This window comes from Metapseudomonas otitidis (assembly GCF_900111835.1).
Classification (GTDB): Bacteria; Pseudomonadota; Gammaproteobacteria; order Pseudomonadales; family Pseudomonadaceae; genus Metapseudomonas; species Metapseudomonas otitidis.
In genome coordinates this window covers 209,708-224,644 of sequence record NZ_FOJP01000007.1, presented here as the reverse complement: position 1 = coordinate 224,644, position 14,937 = coordinate 209,708, and the positions used below count along the sequence as shown (strand labels likewise).

The 14,937-nt window shown below is 68.9% G+C and carries 18 protein-coding genes; 4 read left to right on the top strand and 14 right to left on the bottom strand.

Annotated elements, in window-relative coordinates; all coding sequences use genetic code 11:
• Positions 1-3 precede the first annotated feature (3 nt).
• The 11 genes from BM198_RS10950 to BM198_RS10900 form a co-directional block, all read right to left on the bottom strand.
• The gene (locus BM198_RS10950) at positions 4-1,533 is read right to left on the bottom strand and encodes a SulP family inorganic anion transporter (protein WP_074969911.1); all 1,530 of its coding nucleotides are present in this window, start codon (positions 1,531-1,533) and stop codon (positions 4-6) included.
• Positions 1,534-1,599: 66 nt separating this feature from the next.
• A complete protein-coding gene (locus BM198_RS10945) occupies positions 1,600-2,331 on the bottom strand; it encodes a carbonic anhydrase (protein WP_083422368.1) in 732 nt (243 codons plus the stop codon).
• A gap of 290 nt (positions 2,332-2,621) precedes the next feature.
• Complete coding sequence (locus BM198_RS10940) at positions 2,622-3,326, bottom strand: carbonic anhydrase (RefSeq protein WP_044410202.1); 705 nt, start codon at positions 3,324-3,326, stop codon at positions 2,622-2,624.
• Positions 3,327-3,473: 147 nt separating this feature from the next.
• The gene (locus tag BM198_RS10935) at positions 3,474-4,532 is read right to left on the bottom strand and encodes a PA0069 family radical SAM protein (protein WP_044410199.1); all 1,059 of its coding nucleotides are present in this window, start codon (positions 4,530-4,532) and stop codon (positions 3,474-3,476) included.
• Between the two features lie 82 nt (positions 4,533-4,614).
• Positions 4,615-5,127 carry a hypothetical protein gene (locus BM198_RS10930; protein ID WP_074969909.1) on the bottom strand — a complete coding sequence of 171 codons (513 nt, stop codon included), beginning with the start codon at positions 5,125-5,127 and terminating at the stop codon, positions 4,615-4,617.
• Complete coding sequence (locus BM198_RS10925) at positions 5,124-5,948, bottom strand: hypothetical protein (RefSeq protein WP_074969907.1); 825 nt, start codon at positions 5,946-5,948, stop codon at positions 5,124-5,126. The genes BM198_RS10930 and BM198_RS10925 overlap by 4 nt, the downstream gene beginning before the upstream one ends.
• Positions 5,949-6,078: 130 nt before the next feature.
• Positions 6,079-6,720, bottom strand: a complete 642-nt coding sequence (locus tag BM198_RS10920; RefSeq protein WP_074969905.1) for a Vat family streptogramin A O-acetyltransferase — start codon at positions 6,718-6,720, stop codon at positions 6,079-6,081.
• A 45-nt stretch (positions 6,721-6,765) separates the two neighbouring features.
• On the bottom strand, positions 6,766-7,548 hold the full coding sequence (locus BM198_RS10915) for a DUF1835 domain-containing protein (RefSeq protein WP_074969903.1): 783 nt from the start codon (positions 7,546-7,548) through the stop codon (positions 6,766-6,768).
• A 22-nt stretch (positions 7,549-7,570) separates the two neighbouring features.
• Positions 7,571-7,837, bottom strand: a complete 267-nt coding sequence (locus BM198_RS10910; RefSeq protein WP_044410189.1) for a YheV family putative zinc ribbon protein — start codon at positions 7,835-7,837, stop codon at positions 7,571-7,573.
• Positions 7,834-9,882, bottom strand: coding sequence for an oligopeptidase A (gene prlC, locus BM198_RS10905; RefSeq protein WP_074970002.1), 2,049 nt, complete (start codon positions 9,880-9,882; stop codon positions 7,834-7,836). The genes BM198_RS10910 and prlC overlap by 4 nt, the downstream gene beginning before the upstream one ends.
• Before the next feature lie 78 nt (positions 9,883-9,960).
• Positions 9,961-10,155: a hypothetical protein gene (locus BM198_RS10900; protein ID WP_044410186.1), complete on the bottom strand. Its 195-nt coding sequence runs from the start codon at positions 10,153-10,155 to the stop codon at positions 9,961-9,963.
• 165 nt (positions 10,156-10,320) lie between these two features.
• Here BM198_RS10900 and BM198_RS10895 point away from each other — a divergent pair, with 165 nt between their 5' ends.
• Both BM198_RS10895 and BM198_RS10890 read left to right on the top strand, forming a co-directional pair.
• Positions 10,321-10,866, top strand: a complete 546-nt coding sequence (locus BM198_RS10895; protein ID WP_074969901.1) for a gamma carbonic anhydrase family protein — start codon at positions 10,321-10,323, stop codon at positions 10,864-10,866.
• A 28-nt stretch (positions 10,867-10,894) separates the two neighbouring features.
• On the top strand, positions 10,895-11,539 hold the full coding sequence (locus BM198_RS10890; protein ID WP_074969899.1) for an HAD family hydrolase: 645 nt from the start codon (positions 10,895-10,897) through the stop codon (positions 11,537-11,539).
• A 2-nt stretch (positions 11,540-11,541) separates the two neighbouring features.
• On the opposite strand, the gene BM198_RS10885 is transcribed toward BM198_RS10890, so the two are convergent.
• Together BM198_RS10885 and BM198_RS10880 are read right to left on the bottom strand one after the other, a co-directional pair.
• Positions 11,542-11,775 (bottom strand): DUF1161 domain-containing protein, encoded by a 234-nt coding sequence (locus BM198_RS10885; protein WP_074969896.1) that lies wholly within the window; start codon positions 11,773-11,775, stop codon positions 11,542-11,544.
• 31 nt (positions 11,776-11,806) lie between these two features.
• Positions 11,807-12,904 (bottom strand): aminopeptidase, encoded by a 1,098-nt coding sequence (locus BM198_RS10880; RefSeq protein WP_074969894.1) that lies wholly within the window; start codon positions 12,902-12,904, stop codon positions 11,807-11,809.
• A 48-nt stretch (positions 12,905-12,952) separates the two neighbouring features.
• On the opposite strand from BM198_RS10880, the gene BM198_RS10875 reads away from it, so the two are divergent.
• Positions 12,953-13,369 (top strand): PA0061/PA0062 family lipoprotein, encoded by a 417-nt coding sequence (locus BM198_RS10875; RefSeq protein ID WP_074969892.1) that lies wholly within the window; start codon positions 12,953-12,955, stop codon positions 13,367-13,369.
• A gap of 62 nt (positions 13,370-13,431) precedes the next feature.
• Positions 13,432-13,851, top strand: a complete 420-nt coding sequence (locus tag BM198_RS10870; RefSeq protein ID WP_044410169.1) for a PA0061/PA0062 family lipoprotein — start codon at positions 13,432-13,434, stop codon at positions 13,849-13,851.
• Positions 13,852-13,854: 3 nt separating this feature from the next.
• Here the strand turns inward: BM198_RS10870 and BM198_RS10865 are convergent, their stop codons facing one another.
• The gene (locus BM198_RS10865; RefSeq protein WP_074969890.1) at positions 13,855-14,853 is read right to left on the bottom strand and encodes an LLM class flavin-dependent oxidoreductase; all 999 of its coding nucleotides are present in this window, start codon (positions 14,851-14,853) and stop codon (positions 13,855-13,857) included.
• Positions 14,854-14,937 lie beyond the last annotated feature (84 nt).

Below are 14,937 nucleotides of genomic sequence, written 5' to 3'. Positions count from 1 at the left end.
CCCTCAGACCGTCCGCCCCCGCAGGCTCAGCCGTCGCCCCTCCAGGCGCCGGTTGAGCCCGTGCGCCTCGATGCACAGCTCGCCACCCTGACGCTCGGCGTTGCGGCCCCAGTCCTGCAGCAGCTCCATGCAGGCGTGGTCGATGTAGCTGAGCCGGTCCAGCGGTACATGCAGCCGCATGCTCGGTGCCACGCCCTCCAGGGTCGCGGCCAGCTGCGGCACCCGCAGGAAGGTGGCTGCGCCCACCAGGCGCAGCTCCGCCTCGTTCGGGCCGATGGGCGCCAGGACGATCTTCAGCCGCGAGGCCTTCCAGGCCAGCTTGGCCAGGGTCAAACCGAAGCCGATCAGCACCCCGGTGAGCAGGTCGAAGGCGACGATGCCCAGCGCCGTGGCGGCATGGATCGCCAGCGGTGCGCGCCCGTAGCGGCCGAGGCCGCGCAGGCTCTTGAAGTCCACCAGCTTGATCCCCGTGTAGACCAGCACACCGGCCAGGCTGGCGATGGGGATCTGCTGCAGCAGGCCCGGCAGCAGCGCCACCAGGGCCAGCAGCCAGGCGCCGTGCAGCACCGCCGAGAGGCGGGTCCGCGCGCCGGCCTGGACGTTGGCCGAGCTGCGCACGATCACCCCGGTCATCGGCAGCGCGCCGAGCACCCCGCACAGCAGGTTGCCGACGCCCTGGGCCGACAGCTCGCGGTCCAGGTCCGAGCGCGGGCCGCTGTGCATGCGGTCCACGGCGGCGGCGGAGAGCAGTGTCTCGGCACTGGCGACGAAGGCCAGCACCAGCGCCGCCAGCAGCAGCTGCGGATCGGCCAGGCGCAGCAGGTCCGCCGGCTGCAGCCAGTCGATGGCCTCGCCGAGGGTGGCCGGCACCTGCACGCGGTTCACCTGCAGGTCGAGCCCGCTGGCCGCCAGGGTGGCCAGGCCGACGCCGACCAGCGCGCCGGGCAGGAAGCGCAGCGCGCCCGGCCGCCAGCGTTCCCAGGCCAGCATCACCAGGATGGTGCCGAGCCCCAGCAGGGCGGCATCGAGGTCGCCGCCGGGGCCGAACTGGCGGGCCGCCTCCAGCAGCGTGGCGGGGAAGGCCAGCAGGTTGTCCAGGCCGGAGGCCTGGGGGCTGGCGTCGAACATCACGTGGATCTGGGACAACACGATGAGGATGCCGATGCCGGCCAGCATCCCCTGCACCACCGCCGGGGCGGTGACGCGGAACCAGCAGCCCAGGCGCAAGCGGCCGGCCAGCAGTTGCAGGGCGCCGGCCAACACCAGGATCGGCCCGAGCATGGCCACGCCGTGCTCGCGCACCAGTTCGAAGACCAGCACGGCGAGCCCGGCCGCCGGGCCGCTGACCTGCAGCGGCGAGCCGGCCAGCCAGCCCACCACCAGGCCGCCGATGATGCCGGTGACCAGGCCCTTGGCCGGCGGCATGCCGGAGGCGATGGCGATGCCCATGCACAGCGGCAGGGCGACGAGGAAGACCACCACCGAGGCGAGCGCCTCCCGTGGCAACGTGTTCTTGAGTTCAGCAAGGCGCATGGCGAGTTCTCCTGAGCGCAGCAAGGGGCACGGCAGCCGAGCGGGTGCCGTGGCAAGGGGCGGGCGTCAGGACGCCAGGTAGCGGGGACGCGGGGTGGCCATGCTCGCGCTGGCCTCCTCCAGCGGGCGGAAGCCGCCCGTCTCGGCGTCGTAGGCGCGGATGGCTGCGGTCTCGATGTCGTAGACCCAGCCATGGATGAACAGCTGGCCGGCCGCCAGGCGGGCGGCGACGGCGGGGTGGGTGCGCAGGTGGTCCAGTTGGGCCACCACGTTCTCCTCGGTGAGCACACCGAGGGTGTCGTGGGCAGCGCAGGTGCAGTTGCGCTCCACCAGGCTGCGGGCCACCTCGGCATGGCGCAGCCAGGCGCGCACGGTGGGCATGGGGCCGAGGGTCTCGGGGGCCAGCACCGCCTTCATGGCGCCGCAGTCCGAATGGCCGCAGACGATGATGTGCTGCACGCCAAGGGCAAGCACGGCGTATTCGATGGCGGTGGAGACGCCGCCATTCATCTGCCCGTAGGCCGGCACCAGGTTGCCGACGTTGCGGGTGACGAACAGGTCGCCGGGGGCGCTCTGGGTGATCAGCTCGGGGGCGACGCGGGAGTCGGCGCAGGTGATGAACAGGGTGCGCGGTGCCTGGCTGCGGGCCAGGCGCTGGAACAGCGCCCGCTGCTCGGGGAATACCTGCTCGCGGAAGCGCCGGCAGCCGTCCACCAGCGCGGCGAAGGTGGCCTCGGCGGGGTGGCCGCCGAGGCCGGCAGACTGCCCGGGTCGTATGCGGTGAATGTCCTGTTTCATGGGTCCTCCTGAAGGTCGGATGGGCGTCATGCCCGATGGGCTCCGCACGGGTTGGCGGATGGCGCTTCAACTAGGCGGTCGAAGCCCCTACAGACCTTAAGCACGAGCCTTAACTCAACCTGAATAAACCGCTCTGGCACGCGGCTTACAGACGAGCGGACGATGGCACGCCGCCAGCGTCGGCCAAGGGCGCAACGCGCCGGGAAGGGTGCGAAACGGAGGGGGAACAGCGGGGACGGGAAGAGGGAGGAGACCCGCAGGGCCCCGGCCGCAGCCGGGGCGCCGGGGGCTTACAGGTAGCGGGCGCGGGGCGTGGCCATCGGCAGCGGGCCGTCGCCGATGGTGCGGAAACGGCCGCTCTCGGCGTCGTAGGCGCGGATGGCGGCGGTCTCGATGTCGTAGACCCAGCCGTGGATGAACAGCTGCCCGCTGGCCAGGCGTGCGGCCACCGAGGGGTGGGTGCGCAGGTGGTCCAGCTGGGCCACCACGTTCTCCTCGGTCAGCACGCCCAGGGTCTCGTGGTTGGCGCAGCCGCAGTTCTCGGCGACCACGGTGCGGGCCACTTCGGCGTGGCGTAGCCAGGCCTTGACGGTGGGCATGCGCTCCAGCTGCTCGGGGTTGAGCACCGCCTTCATCGCGCCGCAGTCGGAGTGGCCGCAGATGATGATGTGGTGCACGCCGAGGGCCATGACGGCGAACTCGATGGCGGTGGAGACGCCGCCGTTCATCTGGCCGTAGGGCGGCACCACGTTGCCGACGTTGCGGGTGACGAACAGGTCGCCCGGCGAGCTCTGGGTGATCAGCTCCGGGACGATGCGCGAGTCGGCGCAGGTGATGAACATGGCGCGGGGTTTCTGCTCATGGGCCAGGCGCTTGAACAGCTCTTCCTGCTCCGGATAGACCTGGTCGCGGAAACGCTGGAAACCTTCGACGATGTTGCGCAGCGCTTCTTCGGCGCTTTCCTGGGGTTGCGGGGTATCGTGCTCGTCGCTCATGCCGACCTCGTTCGCCTTGGACTCTGTAGGGGTAAGTGGGATTACTTTACCGATACGGTCGGATTTATCCGACCCCCTACAGGACACCGTTCGGCGCGTTGCGGTCACACACCGGGCGCGTAAAACCCGTGCCGTTCATCCCATCGCTCACAGCAGGGCCATCTGCCCGCCGGGCGGGCAGAAGCGCGAGCAGTCCAGCGCCACGTCACCGCGCTTCTCCAGCCCCAGGCGACGCATGGCCACGGCGAAGCGCTGGGCCAGCAGCGCGGCAAAGGCGCCTTCGCCGGTGAAGCGCTTGCCGAAGCGGCTGTCGTACACCTCGCCGCCCCGGCACTGGCGGATGATGCTCATCACGTGGGCCGCGCGTTGCGGGTAGTGGGCCTGGAGCCATTCCTCGAACAGCGGCGCCACCTCCCGGGGCAGGCGCACCAGCATGTAGGAGGCGCTGCGTGCGCCGGCATCGCGGGCCGCCTCCAGCAGGCTCTCCAGTTCGCTGTCGTTGATCATCGGGATCATCGGCGAGCACAGCACGCCCACCGGCACGCGGTTCTCGCGCAGCACGCGAATCGCCCGCAGCCGCGCGGAGGGCGCCGCTGCGCGCGGTTCGAGGATGCGCTTGAGTTCGTCGTCGAGGGTGGTGAGGCTGATCATCACCTTCACCAGGCGCTGCTCGGCCAGCTGGGTCAGCAGGTCGAGGTCGCGCAGCAGCAGCGAGCCCTTGGTGACGATGGTCAGGGGATGGCGGTAGCGCAGCAGCACCTCCAGCACCTGGCGGGTGATGCGGTGCTCGCGCTCGATGGGCTGGTAGGGGTCGGTGTTGGCCCCCAGGGCGATGGGCGCGCACTGGTAGCCGGGCTTGCTCAGCTGCTGCTCCAGCAGGGCGGCGGCGTTGGTCTTGGCGATCAGCCGGGTCTCGAAGTCGATGCCCGGCGACAGGTCCCAATAGGCGTGGCTGGGCCGCGCGTAACAGTAGATGCAGCCGTGCTCGCAGCCACGGTAGGGGTTGATGGAGCGGTCGAAGGGCAGGTCCGGCGACTGGTTGCGGGCGATGATGCTCTTGGCCGTCTCGATGCGCACCTCGGTGGCGCGGGTCGGCGGTACTTCCTGGTACCAGCCGTCGTCCTCGGCCACCGAAAGGGTCGGGGCGAAGCGGTTGTAGGGGTTGCTGCCGGTTCCCCGACCACGGGGCGGGAGGGTGACGGACATGGCGGGGCGCTCCGAAAATACTGTATGCATGAACAGTATATTCAGACAGCGCCATGCGCCAGACGGTTTTCGTCGGAAAGCCCTACTCGTCCTCGCTCGGCGGCGTGAACGGCTCGATCAGGTACTGCCGGCCATGGGCCTTGCAGTCGGCCAGCGTGCCTTCGGCGGAGGCGCGCAGCTGCAGGAAGCTGCTGCCGAAGCGCTGCTCGTCGGTGTCCACCAAGCCGTTCTTGAGGTCCACCGAATTGGCCATGGCCATGGAGTCGGCGTACTTGAACTCATCGCCCCAGCCGGACTTGCCACCCCAGAGGACGATGCGTTCGCCCTCCTGCCAGTGCACCGCCGCCCTGCGCGAGCCGTCCGCCCACTGGTAGCCGACCACGCAGAAGTGATTGGGCCGGTCGTTGCGCTGGGCCTGCACCAGCAGGTAGCGCATGTCCTGCTCGGGGTTGGCGAAGGCCTTGTCCGCGTTGATGTCGAAGCGGGCCACCTGGTCGGTATAGATCGACGGCCCGAAGGCGCCAGCCGCGCAGGCGCCGAGCGCAACGAAAAGCAGTGTGCTGGAAAGCCATCCCGCCAGGCGTGAACTGTTCATTTCTTCGGTTTACCCGGGTTGTTGGGGTTGTCGATGAAAGCCTGCTGGAGGCTGAAGAACACTTGCCCGCCCTTATCGAGAGCCTTGACGAAGTAGCCGCCTGGATCGTTGCCAGCCGTCATCCAGGCGTAGAGCGCTGGCTTGTAGGGTTTGGCCACGCTTCTGCCCGCTGCAACGTCCAGAGCGTTCTGCACATGCTGCCGCAGGAAGGCGAAGCGCAGGTCGGAGCCGTCGTTGGCCAGTTTCACGTAGCCGTCGACCTTGACCTGCTTGGAGCCGATGGCGGGGTAGTTGCCGAACCCTTCGAACTGCAGCGGGTCCTTGGCGGTGATGAACGCCGTCATGGTCTTGCCGGCGGGTTTGCCGAAGTGCTTCGGCTCGGAAAATGCCATGCGGTTCTCGATGACCTGGCGCATCAGCTGCATGGAGTAGAGCGCTTCCTCCAGGCCAGCGGCATTCGGCGGCACCACCGATTCGGCCAGCAGCAGGCGGGCGAGACAGCCCTCGTCGGTCTTGCCATCGGGCAGTTGGAGCGCTTCCAGAACGTTGATGACCACATGGATGCCGGACGGCAGGTCGTCGACGGCGGAAAAGGCCTCGACCCGAACCCCTTCGCATGCACGCAGCGCCTTGATGGCAAGGGTCTGCTCGGCCTGACGGTCGTTAGCGTTCTGGGTGATTTCCAGACAGGCGTTGGCGCTCTTGATGCGGTAGTGCTTCTTGCCCGGCCCCAGGCCGTTGAGCTTCAGTCGCAACGTGTTACCAACCACGAGGTCGAGGGTGCCGACGACCGGCTTGTTGTTTCGGGTGAAGGTGGGCACTGGGGGAATCTCCTTGCGCTGTCGCTGCGTCGTGCTGCAGCTCCCTGTGCGCGGCGGCACAGCCGGGAAAACTACTCCCGGCCCCGCGTCCGGGCAAGGCGACAGCACGGCGGAAGTGACGCAGTTCGCCTCACGCCTCGCAGGCGCAGCGCTCCAGGGCATCGAGGTCGGCCGCCATGATCGCCGCCAGGTGCCGGCTGACCTTCTCCACCGGCCAGTCCCACCAGGCGATGGCCAGCAGGCGCTCCACCACCGCGTCGGGGAAGCGCTGCTTCAGCGGCTCGGCCGGGTTGCCGCCGACCACGGTGTAGGGCGGCACGTCGCGGGTCACCACCGAGCGCGAAGAGATGATGGCGCCGTCGCCGATCTTCACCCCGGGCATGATCAGCGCTTCGTAGCCGATCCACACGTCGTTGCCGATCAGGGTGTCGCCCTTGTTGGGGAACTCCGACAGGTCGGGCATGTGGTGTTCCCAGCCACCGCCGAAGATCTGGAAGGGGTAGGTGGAGAAGCCGGAGAGCTTGTGGTTGGCGCCGTTCATGATGAACTTCACCCCGCGCGCGATGGCGCAGAAGCGCCCGATCACCAGGCGGTCCCCGATGAAGGGGAAGAGGTAGAGCACGTTGCGCTCGAAGTGCTCCGAATCCTCCGGGTCGTCGTAGTAGGTGTATTCGCCGATCTCGATCTGCGGGTTGCTCACCGTGTTGCGGATGAAACAGACCTGGGGGAAGCCCGCCATGGGGTGCGGGTTGCGAGGGTCGGGGCCGTACATGGCACCTCCTGTGCGCTGCGAAGGGGGGAAGGAGCGCCGCAGGAATCAGCCCGGCAGGCGACGCACCCGAAGGTTGCCGTAGCCGTTGGCGGCCGGCTCACCACCGATCTCGACCCGGCCCTGGGCGGCCAGTTCCCGCGCCCGCCAGAAGAGGAAGAAGTCGGTGGCGAAGAAACCATCGCAGCTGGCCATGACGTCGGCCATCACCCGCGCCAGCGGCTGCCAGTCGGAACTGCAGTGCTGCAGCAGATCGGCATCGATGAAGCTGAAGTCCTCGCCATGGAAGACCTCCTGCCGCCAACGGCGGATGCCGGCACCTTCGGCCAGCACGCTGCGCCATTGGGTCGCCAGGTAATGGCGACGCTCGGGCCCCACCTGCCTCGGCAGGTAGCGCTCGGCCAGGTCGGTCGGCGTGTGCATGGCCACCGCGCGGCGGTGGGTGACGCTGCTGTCGCCGCTGCCGCAGGGCACTTCCCAGAACGGCAGGCCGCTGTGCTCCAGCACCGCTGCAACGCGGGCCAGCAGCAACTGCTCGGAGGCGCTGTCGCCGTGCCAGACGGTCACCCCATGGTCCTGATCGGCCAACCCGGCGAGCCACTGTGCATCCGCTCCCAGGTCACGCTCGAAGTCCGGCATCGGGTGCACACCCTCCGGCCAGACCGCCCGCCAGAAGGCGGCGCGGCGGGCGCAGGGCGGCTGCTCGATGTCCTTCAGCGGGCCGACGGCGAGGTCGTCACGCAGCACCCGCAGCCACTCATGGGCCACGGAATCGCCGAGGACGATGCCGACGCCTTCGGCCGCGCTGTCACCGCATACCAGGTGCCACATGACGCCCTCCTTGGCCTTTTCGCTACTCGCTGGATTTCTTCAGTTTGGGATTGGGGAAGAACTGCACGCTCTGCACCTTGGGGTCGGCCGGCTTGGGCTTGGCCTGGTTGACCCGGGTGCCAAGCTCCTTGGGCACCGACTGGCCCTGGGCGTTGAGGGTGTCGGCGTAGCCGCAGCCGACGCACTGGCGGTGCGGCACGCCGTCTTCGTCCCACATCTGGATCTTGTCCATCTCGCTGCAGGCGGGGCACACGGCCCCGGCGATGAAGCGCTTCGGCGTGGCGGTCATGCCGCGTCCTCCGTGAGGCCGCTGTGACGCAGCAGGGCGTCGATGGAGGGCTCGCGACCACGGAAGTCGACGAACAGCACCATGGGCGCCTGGGAACCGCCCCGGGCGAGGATGGCGTCGCGGAAGGCGCGGCCGGTGGCCGGGTTGAGCACGCCTTCTTCCTCGAACTTGGAGAAGGCATCGGCGGAGAGCACTTCAGCCCACTTGTAGCTGTAGTAACCGGCGGCGTAACCCCCGGCGAAGATGTGCGCGAAGCTGTTGGCGAAGCGGTTGAACGCCGGTGGGTGCATCACTGCCACTTCGTCACGCACCGCTTCCAGCACATCCAGCACGCTGCGGCCGTCGCCGTGGGTGGCATGCAGTTCGAAGTCGAACAGGGAGAACTCCAGCTGGCGAACCATCATCAGGCCGGACTGGAAGTTCTTCGCCGCCAGCATCTTGTCCAGCAGGTCCTGGGGCAGGGGTTCGCCGCTCTGGTAGTGGCCGGAGATCAGCGCCAGGCCTTCCGGCTCCCAGCACCAGTTCTCCATGAACTGGCTGGGCAGCTCGACGGCGTCCCAGGCCACGCCGTTGATGCCGGAGGCGCCGGCGTGCTCGACGCGGGTGAGCAGGTGGTGCAGGCCGTGGCCGAACTCGTGGAACAGGGTGGTGACTTCGTCGTGGGTCAGCAGCGCGGGCTTGTCGCCGACGGCCGGGGTGAAGTTGCACACCAGGTTGGCCACGGGGGCGACCAGTTCGCCACGGGCGTTGCGGCGCTTGTCGCGGGCGCCGTCCATCCAGGCGCCGCCGCGCTTGTTGGCACGGGCGTAGAGGTCGAAGAAGAAGCGGCCGACGTGCTCGCCGTTCTCGCGGATCTCGAACAGGCGCACGTCCGGGTGCCAGGTGTCGAAGCCGCTGAGCTCGCGGATCTCGATGCCGTAGAGCTTCTGCACGATGGCGAACAGGCCGGTGAGCACCTTGTCGATGGGGAAGTAGGCGCGCAGCGTTTCCTGGGAAATGCTGTAGCGCTGCTCGCGCAGCTTCTCGCTGAAGTAGCCGACGTCCCAGCTCTTCAGGTCGGCAACGCCACGCTCGGCGGCGAAAGCCTTGAGCTCGTCCAGGTCGCGGGCGGCGAAGGGCTTGCTGCGCTGGGCCAGGTCCCGCAGGAAGCCGAGCACCTGGGGGGTGGTCTCGGCCATCTTGGTGGCCAGGGACAGGTCGGCGAAGTGGGCGAAGCCCAGCAGGCGGGCCAGCTCCTGGCGCAGGTCGAGGATCTCGGCCATCACCGGGCCGTTGTCGTTCTGGCCGGCATTGGGGCCCTGGTCGGAGGCACGGGTGGCGTAGGCGGTGTAGACCTCTTCGCGCAGGGCACGGTCGTCGGCGTAGGTCATCACCGCGTAGTAGCTGGGGAATTCCAGGGTGATCAGCCAGCCGTCCAGGCCCTTGGCTTCGGCGGCCTGCTTCATCTGCGCCTTGGCCGAGTCGGTGAGGCCGGCGAGGGCGGCTTCGTCGGTGACGTGCTTGGTCCAGGCCTGGGTGGCGTCCAATAGCTGGTTGGAGAAGCGGCTGCCCAGCTCGGAGAGCTTCATCTGGATCTCGCCGTAGCGCTGCTGCTTGTCGGCGGGCAGGTCGATGCCAGAGAGGCGGAAGTCACGCAGGGCGTGTTCGAGGATGGTCTTCTGCGCCACGTCGAAGCCGGCGGCCTCGGGGCTGGCGGCCAGGGCCTCGTAGGCCTGGAACAGGGCGCGGTTCTGGCCCATTTCGGTCCAGTATTCGGACAGCTTGGGCAGGCAGGCCTCGTAGGCATTGCGCAGTTCGGCGCTGTTGCAGACGGCGTTGAGGTGGCTCACCGGGCTCCAGGCACGCCCCAGGCGCTCACCCAGTTCGTCCAGCGCCAGCACCAGGCCCTTCCAGCTGGGGGTGCCGTCCTGCCCGGCCAGCAGCGCAGCGAGGGCGGCGCGGTTGTCGGCCAGGATCTGGTCGACGGCGGGCTCGACGTGCTCGGGCTTGATGGCGGAATAGGGGGGCAGGTCGAAATCTTGCAGGAGGGGATTGCTGGAACTCACGGCATTCACCTGTAGCGTCTTGGAAAAGGGTTCTAGGCTCGGAAAAACAAGAAGGGGGCGCAAGGCCCCCTCGACGAATCACTTTTTCTTGCTGGTCCGCGACATGGACCAGGCGCCGTTCTGTGGTAAACCGCTGACCCCCTTGGCGACCTTCTGGATCTCCCCTCCCTGGCGCAGGAATGCTGCGACCTGATCATCGAGGGTTGCACGGGTTTCCAGGGCCACTTCGGCTTCAGCCTTACGTGCGGAAGCTCTGATACGCAGGGTGGACATGACACTCTCCTTATCCAAAGGCGGCCAGCCAGTATGCCAGATTCTTGACAGCTTTGCAGAAATAGTGTTCCGACAGCCGGAAACCGACGTGCCAGAGGGGTTCTCCGAACCGTGTGGGCCGCATCTTAATTACAATCGCCTTCCACCACAGCCACAGGACTTTCTATGAGCCCGATTAGAGCCTACCGCGGCCTGTCGCCCCAGCTGGGCGAGCGGGTCTTCGTCGATCCGTCCGCCGTGGTGATCGGCGACGTGCACCTGGGCGAGGACAGCTCGGTGTGGCCGCTGGCGGTCATCCGCGGCGACATGCACCGCATCCGCATCGGCGCCCGCACCAGCGTGCAGGACGGCAGCGTGCTGCACATCACCCACGCCGGCCCGTTCAACCCCGACGGCTTCCCGCTGGAGATCGGCGACGACGTGACCATCGGCCACAAGGCCCTGCTCCACGGGTGCCGGATCGGCAGCCGGGTGCTGATCGGCATGGGCTGCATCGTGATGGACGGCGCGGTGATCGAGGACGGCGTGGTGCTCGGCGCCGGCAGCCTGGTGCCGCCGGGCAAGCGCCTGGTCACCGGCTACCTCTACGTCGGCAGCCCGGTGCGCCAGGCGCGCCCGCTGACCGACAAGGAAAAGGCCTTCTTCACCTACAGCGCCGCCAACTACGTGAAGCTGAAGGACCACCACCTCGCCGAACACCCCGGCGCCTGAGCCGCCCCCTTCCAGACAGCAGGACCGCATGCGCTACCAGAACATCCTCTTCGACCTCGACGGCACCCTCACCGACCCGCGCGAGGGCATCACCCGCTCCGTGCAGTACGCCCTGGCCCAGCTCGACATCCACGAGCCGGACCTGGCGCAGCTGGAGCACTTCATCGGCCCGCCGCTGCTGCAGTGCTTCATGCAGACCTACGACCTCAGCGAGGCACGCGCCTGGGACGCGGTGAACCACTACCGCGACCGCTTCAAGGTCACCGGCCTCTACGAGAACCGCGTGTTCGACGGCGTCGACCCCTTGCTCGCGCGCCTCGCCCAGCAGGGCCGCACCCTGTACATCGCCACCAGCAAGCCCACCGTGTTCGCCCGGGAGATCGCCCGGCACTTCGGCTTCGACCGGCACTTCCGGCACATCTACGGCAGCGAGCTGGACGGCACCCGCACCCACAAGGTGGAGCTGATCGCCCACCTGCTGGCGGAAGAGGGGCTGGACCCGGCGGACACGCTGATGATCGGCGACCGCAAGCACGACCTCATCGGCGCCAGCCAGAACGGGCTGCACGCCGCCGGCGTCGGCTATGGCTTCGGCAGCCGCGAGGAACTGATGGCCGAGGCGCCGACCTACTACTTCGCCACCCTCGGCGAACTGGACCGCGCCTTCGGCTGAAGTCAGTTGCCGTTGCGCTGGTAGAGGATCTTGCGGGTGCCGTTCTCGCAGGAGCCGACCACCATGTTGGGGTCCTCCACCTCGCCGGCGGGCACGATCTCCAGGGTGTAGGCCGTCACCCCGGCGGCCTGGATCTTCACCTCGATCTCGGCCTTCAGCTCCTCGCACGGCTTGGGCGCGGCCATCGCCGCGCCCGAGGCCAGGCCACACAGCATCACCAGCATCCACCGCTTCATCGTGCGTCTCTCCCTTGTCTCGAATCCGCTGTCATTCGACCGGAGCCGCCGGGGCGGAGTTCGCCGCCTGCAGCTCGGCCAGACGCGCCTCCCGTGCCGCCACCGGCAGGGCTGCCAGTGCCGCCACCCGGGCGTGGAAGTCGCCCCAGCCGTCCGCCTGGCTATAGAGCGCAGCGAAGGCCGGCACCCAGCGGTCGTAGAGGCCGAAAGGCAACAGCTTGGCGTTGTTCATCGGCCCCGCCATCCAGCCGTCATAGCGCCCCACGCCGCCCCAGGGGCCATCGCGCAGGGCACGGTAGTCGCGCCGCAAGCGCTCGAACTCGGCGGCCTTGGCCTCGCGCAGCTCGGCGTCCGGGCGACCACTGGCATAGAGCGCCTGGAGCCGCTCGCGGCTGGCCAGCACCAGCGCGGTGAACTGCTCGCGCTGGCGCAGGGACGGGTCCTCCCCGGTCGCCAGGCCCCGCGCGGCGCGCCATTGGCGCAGCCCCTCGCGCTCCACGAAGCTGGCGTAGGACTCGTTGAAGGCGCTGTCGTCGGTCACGTACAGCCGCTGGTGGGCCAGTTCGTGGAAGATCACCGCCACCAGCCGATCCTCGCCCCAACCGAGCATGCTGCTGAGGATCGGGTCATCGAACCAGCCGAGGGTGGAATAGGCCTCCACGCCGCCGACCCAGGCGTCGAAGCCGTCCTCGCGCATCAGCGCCGCCGCGCCCCGGGCCCGGCCCTGCTGGTAGTAGCCGCGGTAGGCCACGCAGCCGGCGATGGGGAAGCAGTGGGTGACCGGCGCCAGGGAGAACTCCGGCGTGGCGAACAGGTTCCACACCACGAAGGGCCTGTGGATATCCGCATAGACCCGGTAGCTGCCGTTGTCCGGCAGGGCCAGCTGCTGGCTGGCGTAGTCCCGCGCTTCCTGCGCCAGGGCCAGGCGCTGGCGCAACGCCGGGTCACGGGCCGGGTCGGCGACGATGCGCGCCACCGGCTCGCGGGCGCGCAGCAACTGCCACTGCCCGGCGGCCAGTTGCCCGTAGTAGTCCAGCGTCGAGCAACCGCCCAGCACCAGGGCGAGCAGACAGGGAACCGCGAGGGTGCGGCAGCGGTCGAGAAAGGCGAGAAAAGAGGAGGGCGGCATGCGCCGAAGCTAGCGCAACGCCCCCGACCACGCCAGAAGGAGTTGCCCATGCGTCGCCTGCTCGTCCTTGCCCTGCCCCTGAACCTGGCCGGATGCGGCCTGATCATGCCCAGCCCCGACCCGGACCAGGCCTGGATCGCCTTCGCCCCGCAGCAGCGGGCCGTACTGGAGGCCGCACGGGTGGACGAACGCCCGCTGGAGGACGACCGCTACTTCCAGGTCCAGCCCGGGCGCCACGCCCTGGAGGTGCGCTACCGCTTCGACGTGGACGGCAGCACCATCGGCACCGCCCAGCCGAGCCTTGCCCGCACCTGCCTGCTGACGCTGGACTATGCCGACTTCGCCGCCGGCCAGCGCTATGAGATGCGCGCCGGGGAGATCGGTTTCCGCCCCTGGGTGCGGCTCTACGACGAGCGCCAGCGAGAAGTGGCCCGCGCCCGTGAAGGCCGCTGCGGTGATGTCTGAACGGGGCTGCCGTCACGCACCGGCGGGTTTATCCTGAGAGCCCGCCCCACGAGGTGATCGCCATGCACAAGCCCGCCCTGCTGCTCCTGCTCGCCAGCCTCGGCGCCTGCGCCAGCCCGTTGCCGACGCCCGACCCGAACCAGGCCTGGGTGGAGCTGCGCAGTGATCCGGGCACCACGCTGATGGCCAACCGGCAGGATGGCGAGCGCACCCGGGACGGGCGCTTCTACCAGCTCAGCCCCGGCGCCCATGAACTGGAAACCCGCTTCCAGTTCGACATCCCCGGCGGGGGCGGCTTCAACACCAGCAGCGGCCCGACCCAGCTCACCTGCCACATCCGCTTCCGCTACGACGGCTTTGCCGCCGGCCAGCGCTATCGCCTGGAAGCCCGACCGGTGGTGATGAGCGCCCAGGCGCTGCTGCGCGACGCCCAGGGCCAGGTGGTGGCGCGGGGCGACGTGCTCGGCTGCGGCCCGCTCTGAGGCTCAGCCGCGCAACCCGGCGAGGATGTCGAAGGCTCGCAGGCGGTGCTCGTGCTGGTAGACGTCGCAGGTGAAGATCAGCTCGTCCGCCCCGGTCTGCTCCAGCAGCACCTCCAGCTTGCTGCGGATCTTCTCCGGCCCGCCGACCATCGCCAGGCCCAGGAAGCTGCCCACCGCCTCCTTCTCGTGAGGCAGCCAGCGCCCGGCCATGCTTTCCACCGGCGGGCGCAGCACCAGGCTCTCGCCGCGCATCAGCGCCAGCACCCGCTGGTAGACGGTGGTGGCGAGGAACTCCGCCTCCTCGTCGGTGGGCGCCGCCACCAGCGGCACGCCGAGCATCACATAGGGTGCATCGAGCACCTCGGACGGGCGGAAATGGTTGCGGTACACGCGGATCGCCTCGTGCAGGTAGCGCGGGGCGAAGTGCGAGGCGAAGGCGTAGGGCAGGCCCTTCATGCCCGCCAGCTGGGCGCTGAACAGGCTGGAGCCGAGCAGCCAGATCGGCACGCGGGTGTCCATGCCGGGCATGGCGATCACCTTCTGACCCTCCTGGCGCGGGCCCAGCAGCTGTTCCAGCTCCTCGACGTCACGGGGGAAGTCGTCGGCGCTGCCCAGACGGTCGCGCCGCAGCGCCTGGGCGGTGAAGTGGTCCGCCCCTGGCGCGCGCCCCAGGCCCAGCTCGATGCGGCCCGGGTAGAGGGTGGCCAGGGTGCCAAACTGCTCGGCCACCACCAGCGGCGCGTGGTTGGGCAGCATCACCCCACCGGAGCCAAGGCGCAGGGTCGAGGTGTTGGCGGCGAGGTAGCCCAGCAGCACGGCGGTCGCCGAGCTGGCGATGCCGTCCATGTTGTGGTGCTCGGCCACCCAGAAGCGCGAGAAGCCCAGCCGCTCGACGTGCTGCGCCAGGGCCAGGGAGTTGTGCAGGGCCTGAGCGGGGCCGCCGTGGTCGCGGATCGGCGCCAGGTCGAGGACGGAAAGGGGAAGCGAGGAAAGCGCAGTCATGGTGATCGGGCCTTGCGAGGGGAAGGCGGAAGACCTTCCGTAGGACAGGATGCGCCTACTCTAAGTTGCCCCTTTCGATCGGAC